The sequence below is a fragment of the Testudinibacter crocodili genome (assembly GCF_006228025.1).
Classification (GTDB): domain Bacteria; phylum Pseudomonadota; class Gammaproteobacteria; order Enterobacterales; family Pasteurellaceae; genus Chelonobacter.
The window spans coordinates 21,772-27,771 of record NZ_VDHF01000064.1; the positions used below are offsets into that span (position 1 = coordinate 21,772).

The window sequence follows — 6,000 nt, forward strand, 5'->3', positions numbered from 1 at the left end:
CTGTTGTTGCAAGTTTTTTGTCAACTATTTATGTGGATTAGATCACAGTTAACTGGTTGTTTTTCATTCAACCTAATTGCGATTTGATCTTAAGGAATAACCTCACCGCTCCAAAATAGAGAGGTGAACCGCTACCCTCGCCCTTCCAACCACTTTTTCTTGATCGGAACCGTGAATAAAGCCATAATCAGACGCTTAAAGACAATCAAATGAATGAGGAGTTATCCATGTCAAATATCATGGTGAAAAAATTGACCACTGGCACTATTTATAAATTAGTTTTTATCGGATTATTAGTGGGCTTTCTGCCGTTATCTTTAGTATTTGGGATTGTAGGTTATTTTGATCTGGCTGATGTGATGTGGAATCAACAACCGGTCAACGGCATTGCGGTATTTTACATCGTGCCTGTGATCCTGTTTCTTGTTGCCTTAACCTGGACATTATTGGCTGGCAGTGTAATGGCACTGGGATTATGGATCTATTCCAAGTTTAAACCGATAACACTCCATTTTAGTGAAACCGCGCAGGCGAAATCCAAACTATCAGAATAATATCCCACTAACCTTAAATCAGACCAGTGATCACAGTCCGCCATTGCTGTAAGCGCTGTTTTTTACCATCTTGCGACTGCTGCAACGTTTGCCAATCAAATTCTGGGGTGGCTTTGATTAAGCGGCGCAGCGCCGGATAAGTCGCAGCCAAAGTGCGGTTGGCTTCAGCAAAACCATGTAATTGGCGTAGATCATCGGCATTCAACTGCCAATCGATTTCAGGAAAAGCAATCAATTGCTTCAACCGTGGGAATAGGGGATGTTCCGCTAACGGAAAATTGCGCAGAAATTGCTGCCGTGCCTGCTGATAAAAGCGTTCGCCGTCTGGCGAAAGCGGGTAAATCGCCATGGCACTGTAACAACCGCTGCTCGCCTCTTTGCCGCTACTGAGATGAATGATCCGAAAACCGCACTTTTGCCAAAATTCCGCTAATCCATCGCTGTAACCAAAACTGACGGAAATAAAATCCAATTCAGCCCCGCAATCTTCAAGCAACTGCCGCGCCAGTTGCTGACCGAAGCCTTGCCGCTGCAACGACGGCGGTAGCGCAATCCGTGAGATCCGTAGCGATCGCAACGCACAAGCTTGCGGCAAATCCGCCTGAAAACACAAAGCTTGCGCAACAAGATTCCCTGCTGGACGCCGTTCGCCACGCCAGATTTTCTCGATCAAATCGGCATCCGCAATACCGCCCTCCGCCAACGCCCAAATTCCGCCGCTAATCTCGCCTTGCCGACGTAACAACCAAAACCGTTGTCCTTGCGCATCAAGCAAACGGCGCAAATCCAGCGGCGACGTGCGGTAGTGCGCCAACGCCAACAAGCGATAAAAATGGCAGATTTGTTGCGGATCAGCCACCAGTTCTGTTGGCGAAATTTGCGCCAGCGTTAGATTATTCGTCTCGTTGCTGGTGGTGTGCATCCGATTGTTGAGTAATAGCAAATCATCAATCCAACGTTCCAGCGAATCATTTTCTGCATAACGCAACGGTTGCTGCAAATGCAAAAGCTGGCAAGTGCGATTGGTCAATTGTTTGAATTTCAGCTCAAAACCACGCCCGGTGCCTTCATAGCCGTCAATGGTGGTGGTCAGCAGAATATGGGCAAAATGGCAGCAAATCGTCGCCAGCATGTCCAGCGGAATCATCGCCGCTTCATCAATAATCAGCCAACTCTCTGCAAATGGCTGCGGATTTTCATTCAAACGCGCAATCAAATCATCAGGCGCCATAAAGTGCGGTTTATTTTGACAATGCCGATACAATGCCTGCACCGCATTTTGATTAGGTGCCGTTAGAAAAACCGCACTTTGCTCGCTCAGTTTATCGGCAAGCATGCCGGCAAGCGCCGATTTGCCGCGTCCACGCTTGGCAGTAAGCAGATACAACTCCGCTTGCGCAGCCAGCATCTGCTGCAATAGCCGTTGTTGTTGCACCCGTGCGCTCGGCGGCTGTTGCCATAAATCCGTTGCAATATGCGGCAAAGATGGATTTATTGCTGTTTGCTGATAAATTGGGATTTGATGCCGCTCAACCGCACTTTGCCACCATTGATAAAAATGACTTGGTGTAATCGCTTGCGCTGTGCCGTTCCAACGCAAGCTATCCAAATCCACTTGAATCTGCCAATCTTTCGGCAATAAAATCAGCAATATCCCACCGGCTTTAATCGCTGCCGCAACAATTGCCAATGCTTCCAGATTAAAGTTTACCTCGGATGATTGCCTCGTGTCATAAACCGCACAATCCCACTCTTGCCCCAACAGATTTTTGGCATGGACAAAGGCGTAAAAAGTACAATTTGGCGGTAAGATTTCAGGTGGCTGTGGCGCACAATAAACCGCACTTTTATGCTGATTTAATGCGAAAAATGCGGCGAGTTGTCGGCTTAACCAAACATCATCACCGCATAAAATGAGTGGGTGGCGGAAAAAAGGATTTTTCATCAGAGAAACAGGCTATGCTTTCTCACTCAAATACGGATCGTCAAAGCCCAACGCTTGCATAATCTCCGTTTCTAGACTTTCCATCTCTTCCGCTTCGTCATCGTCAATATGATCGTAACCCAACAGATGCAAACTGCCGTGCACCACCATATGCGCCCAATGTGCCAACAGCGGTTTTTGCTGTTCTGTCGCCTCCCGTTCTACCACTTGACGGCAAATCACCAAATCGCCCAACAACGGTAATTCGACTTCCGCCGGTGATTCAAACGGAAACGAGAGCACATTGGTCGGGTAATCTTTGGCACGATAAGTGCGGTTTAACATCTGGCTTTCCGCTTCATCAACAATCCGCACTGTCATTTCCACACCATCAAGACTCGGCTTGACCGCACTTTGCGCCCACAACTCGATTTGCGCCTGGCTCGGCAGGTTATCCACATTTTCACAGGCGAGTTGCAGATCGATAATCATATTTTTCATGCTCAGCTTCCTTGTAGTAACCGTGCTTGACGCCGTTCTTCCGCTACTGCCTGGCGACGGATTTCATCTTCCCGCTCCCAAATTTCATAGGCCTGCACCACTTTAGCGACCACTGGATGACGCACCACATCACTGCTTTCAAAAAAGTTAAAACTCAGTTCCGGCACGGCTTGCAACACTTCCATCGCATGGCGCAAACCCGATTTTTGACTGCGCGGCAAATCGACTTGGGTTATATCACCGGTAATCACCGCTTTGGAGTTAAAACCGATTCGAGTGAGGAACATTTTCATCTGCTCGACGGTGGTATTCTGGCTCTCGTCCAAAATAATAAACGCATCATTCAGGGTGCGACCGCGCATATACGCCAGCGGTGCGATTTCAATCACATTGCGTTCAATCAGCTTTTCCACCCGCTCGAAGCCCAACATTTCAAACAGCGCGTCGTACAACGGACGCAAATACGGCTCGATTTTTTGCCCTAAATCACCGGGCAAAAAGCCCAATTTTTCACCGGCTTCCACTGCCGGACGGGTCAGCAGAATCCGACGAATTTCCTGCTTTTCCAACGCCTCCACCGCTGCCGCCACCGCAAGATAAGTTTTCCCTGTTCCTGCAGGTCCGATACCGAAGCTGATGTCGTGGCGTAAAATATTGTGCAGATATTGAATCTGATTGGCACCGCGCGGCTTGATCACGCCACGCTTGGTTTTCACCGTGGTGGTATAGACCTTGGACTCTGACCGCACTTCGCTGGTTTCCTCCGCCTGGGCTAAAATCCGGCTTTCCTGAATTGCAATATGCACATCTTCCAAATCCAACTCTTTGATTTTGCCCTTCAGCGGTGCAGTATCGGCATACAACTGCTGAATCAGCTTCGCCACTGCTTTCAACAATTTTGCCGTATGCGGCGGTTCAGACTTCAGGGTAAAATTAAAATCACGTCGAAGAATTTGCAGCTTAAACGTGCTTTCAATCCGTTGCAGATGATCATCAAACGCCCCACACAACGATTGCAAACGCGCATTATCCTGAGGTTCTAGGGTAAAAGATTCGATAAGTTGTTCGGTCAAGGTTGCCTCTTTATTCCAGACAGAAAATGGAAATAGTATACAACTTTTTTTAAATATAGGGGAAAGAGAATAAAACGTAACAAGCCAAGTGCGGTTACTTGGCTTTTCATCATTCAGACGTTTGTTATCTAGACTAATAACCTAACGTTAACCCATCTGGATTGCGTGGATCGGAGGCACCGTAAAAGCCGTCTTCACGGGCTTGAATAATCTGAACTTTACCCATTGTCGCTTTAGGAACGACTTTATAGCCCTCTTCCTGCAGAATATTAATCGTATCAGGACTGATTCCTTCTTCAATCCGAATTTCATCTGGCAGCCATTGGTGATGCACGCGCGGTACCATAATTGCTTCTGCTGGATTCATACCGTAATCAATCGTATTGACAATGCTTTGTAGTACAGTGGTGATAATCCGTGCGCCACCCGGACTACCGGTCACCAGCCATGGTTTGTCGTCCTTCATAACAATCGTCGGGGTCATTGATGAAAGCGGACGTTTTTGCGCTGCTACTGCATTCGCATCACCGCCAATCAACCCAAAGGCATTCGGCGTACCCGGCTTGGCGGAAAAATCATCCATTTCATTATTTAATAGAATTCCCGTACCTTCAGCGACAATTCCGCTGCCAAAATTCAGGTTCAAGGTATAAGTTACAGCGACCGCATTGCCATCTTTATCCATAATCGAGTAATGCGTAGTTTGATCACTTTCGTAGGGATGCGGTTTGCCGGGCTTGATCTCTGATGATGGACGAATGGTGTCGGTAGTAATAGTCGTCGCTAATTCACCCGCATATTTTTTTGAAATCAGCCCTGTTACTGGAATTTGTACAAAATCCGGATCACCTAGATATTCGGACCGATCGGCATAGGCTAGTTTCATGGCTTCGGCATAGTGGCGAATCGCTTTGGCACTATTTTGCCCAAACTCTTGGAGTGGGTAACGTTCTAAAATATTCAGAATTTGCACCAAGTGGATTCCCCCTGAACTTGGCGGAGGCATAGTCACAATTTTATAACCGCGATATTCACCTTCAATTGGTTTTCGTTCAATAGCTCGATAGTTTTTCATGTCTTCTAATGTGATCAAGCCACCATGTTTTTCCATTTCTGTCACGATTTTCTGCGCAATTTCACCTTCATAAAAAGCTTTTCCACCCTGTTGAGCAATGAGTTGCAGCGATTTTGCCAAATCTTTCTGCACTAACAAATCTCCAACAGTGAACGGCGCATCATTTTTGAAAAAGATCCTTTTACTATCTTGCCATTTAGCTAAATTATCTTTTTCTGTCTCAAGGGTTTGTCCCAAAGTTTCACTCACCACAAACCCTTTGTCAGCCAATTCAATTGACGGGGCGATGACTTGAGCCAGCGACATCGTTCCCCACTTTTTTAAAGCATGCTCCATTCCAGCAACTGTGCCAGGAACGCCAATCGCAAGATGGGTGAACAACGATCTGCCATCGACCACGTTGCCATCCTGATCCAGATACATATCCCTAGTAGCTTTAAGCGGTGCCATTTCCCGGAAATCAAGTGCAACGCTTTGTTTGGTCTTGGCATCATAAACCACCATAAAACCACCACCGCCAATATTACCGGCATTTGGCAACACTACCGCTAAAGCAAAACCAACAGCAACGGCAGCATCAACTGCATTACCACCTTGCTTTAATATATCCAGCCCAACTTGTGTCGCTAGTGCTTGCTCTGTCGCCACCATGCCGTTTTTAGCATAAATCGGATGGAAAATATCCATACTTTGATCATAACGAATGGAAGCTTGTTGAGTTTGTGTTGGGATAACATTGGCAGCCACTGCGGTGGTCATTATGGATGCGCTAAATATTGAAAGTGCCAGAGAAGTGATTACAAATGATTTTTTAAATTTCATCATAAAGCCCCTTATTTTGCAGATTAAATGCCAAGTTTAAAAGTTTAAAAG

At 46.6% G+C, this 6,000-nt stretch carries 5 protein-coding genes; 1 reads left to right on the forward strand and 4 read right to left on the reverse strand.

What is annotated here, in order from left to right; genetic code table 11:
- Positions 1-227 precede the first annotated feature (227 nt).
- A complete protein-coding gene (locus FHQ23_RS07470; RefSeq protein WP_139610371.1) occupies positions 228-554 on the forward strand; it encodes a hypothetical protein in 327 nt (108 codons plus the stop codon).
- 13 nt (positions 555-567) lie between these two features.
- Here FHQ23_RS07470 and FHQ23_RS07475 read toward each other — a convergent pair whose 3' ends face one another.
- The 4 genes from FHQ23_RS07475 to ggt form a co-directional block, all read right to left on the reverse strand.
- Positions 568-2,499, reverse strand: a complete 1,932-nt coding sequence (locus FHQ23_RS07475; RefSeq protein WP_139613761.1) for a tRNA(Met) cytidine acetyltransferase TmcA domain-containing protein — start codon at positions 2,497-2,499, stop codon at positions 568-570.
- Positions 2,500-2,511: 12 nt separating this feature from the next.
- Positions 2,512-2,979, reverse strand: coding sequence for an rRNA maturation RNase YbeY (ybeY, locus tag FHQ23_RS07480; RefSeq protein ID WP_139613762.1), 468 nt, complete (start codon positions 2,977-2,979; stop codon positions 2,512-2,514).
- A 2-nt stretch (positions 2,980-2,981) separates the two neighbouring features.
- A complete protein-coding gene (locus FHQ23_RS07485; RefSeq protein WP_139613763.1) occupies positions 2,982-4,052 on the reverse strand; it encodes a PhoH family protein in 1,071 nt (356 codons plus the stop codon).
- 133 nt (positions 4,053-4,185) lie between these two features.
- Positions 4,186-5,952, reverse strand: coding sequence for a gamma-glutamyltransferase (gene ggt, locus FHQ23_RS07490; protein ID WP_139613764.1), 1,767 nt, complete (start codon positions 5,950-5,952; stop codon positions 4,186-4,188).
- Between the last annotated feature and the right edge of the window lie 48 nt (positions 5,953-6,000).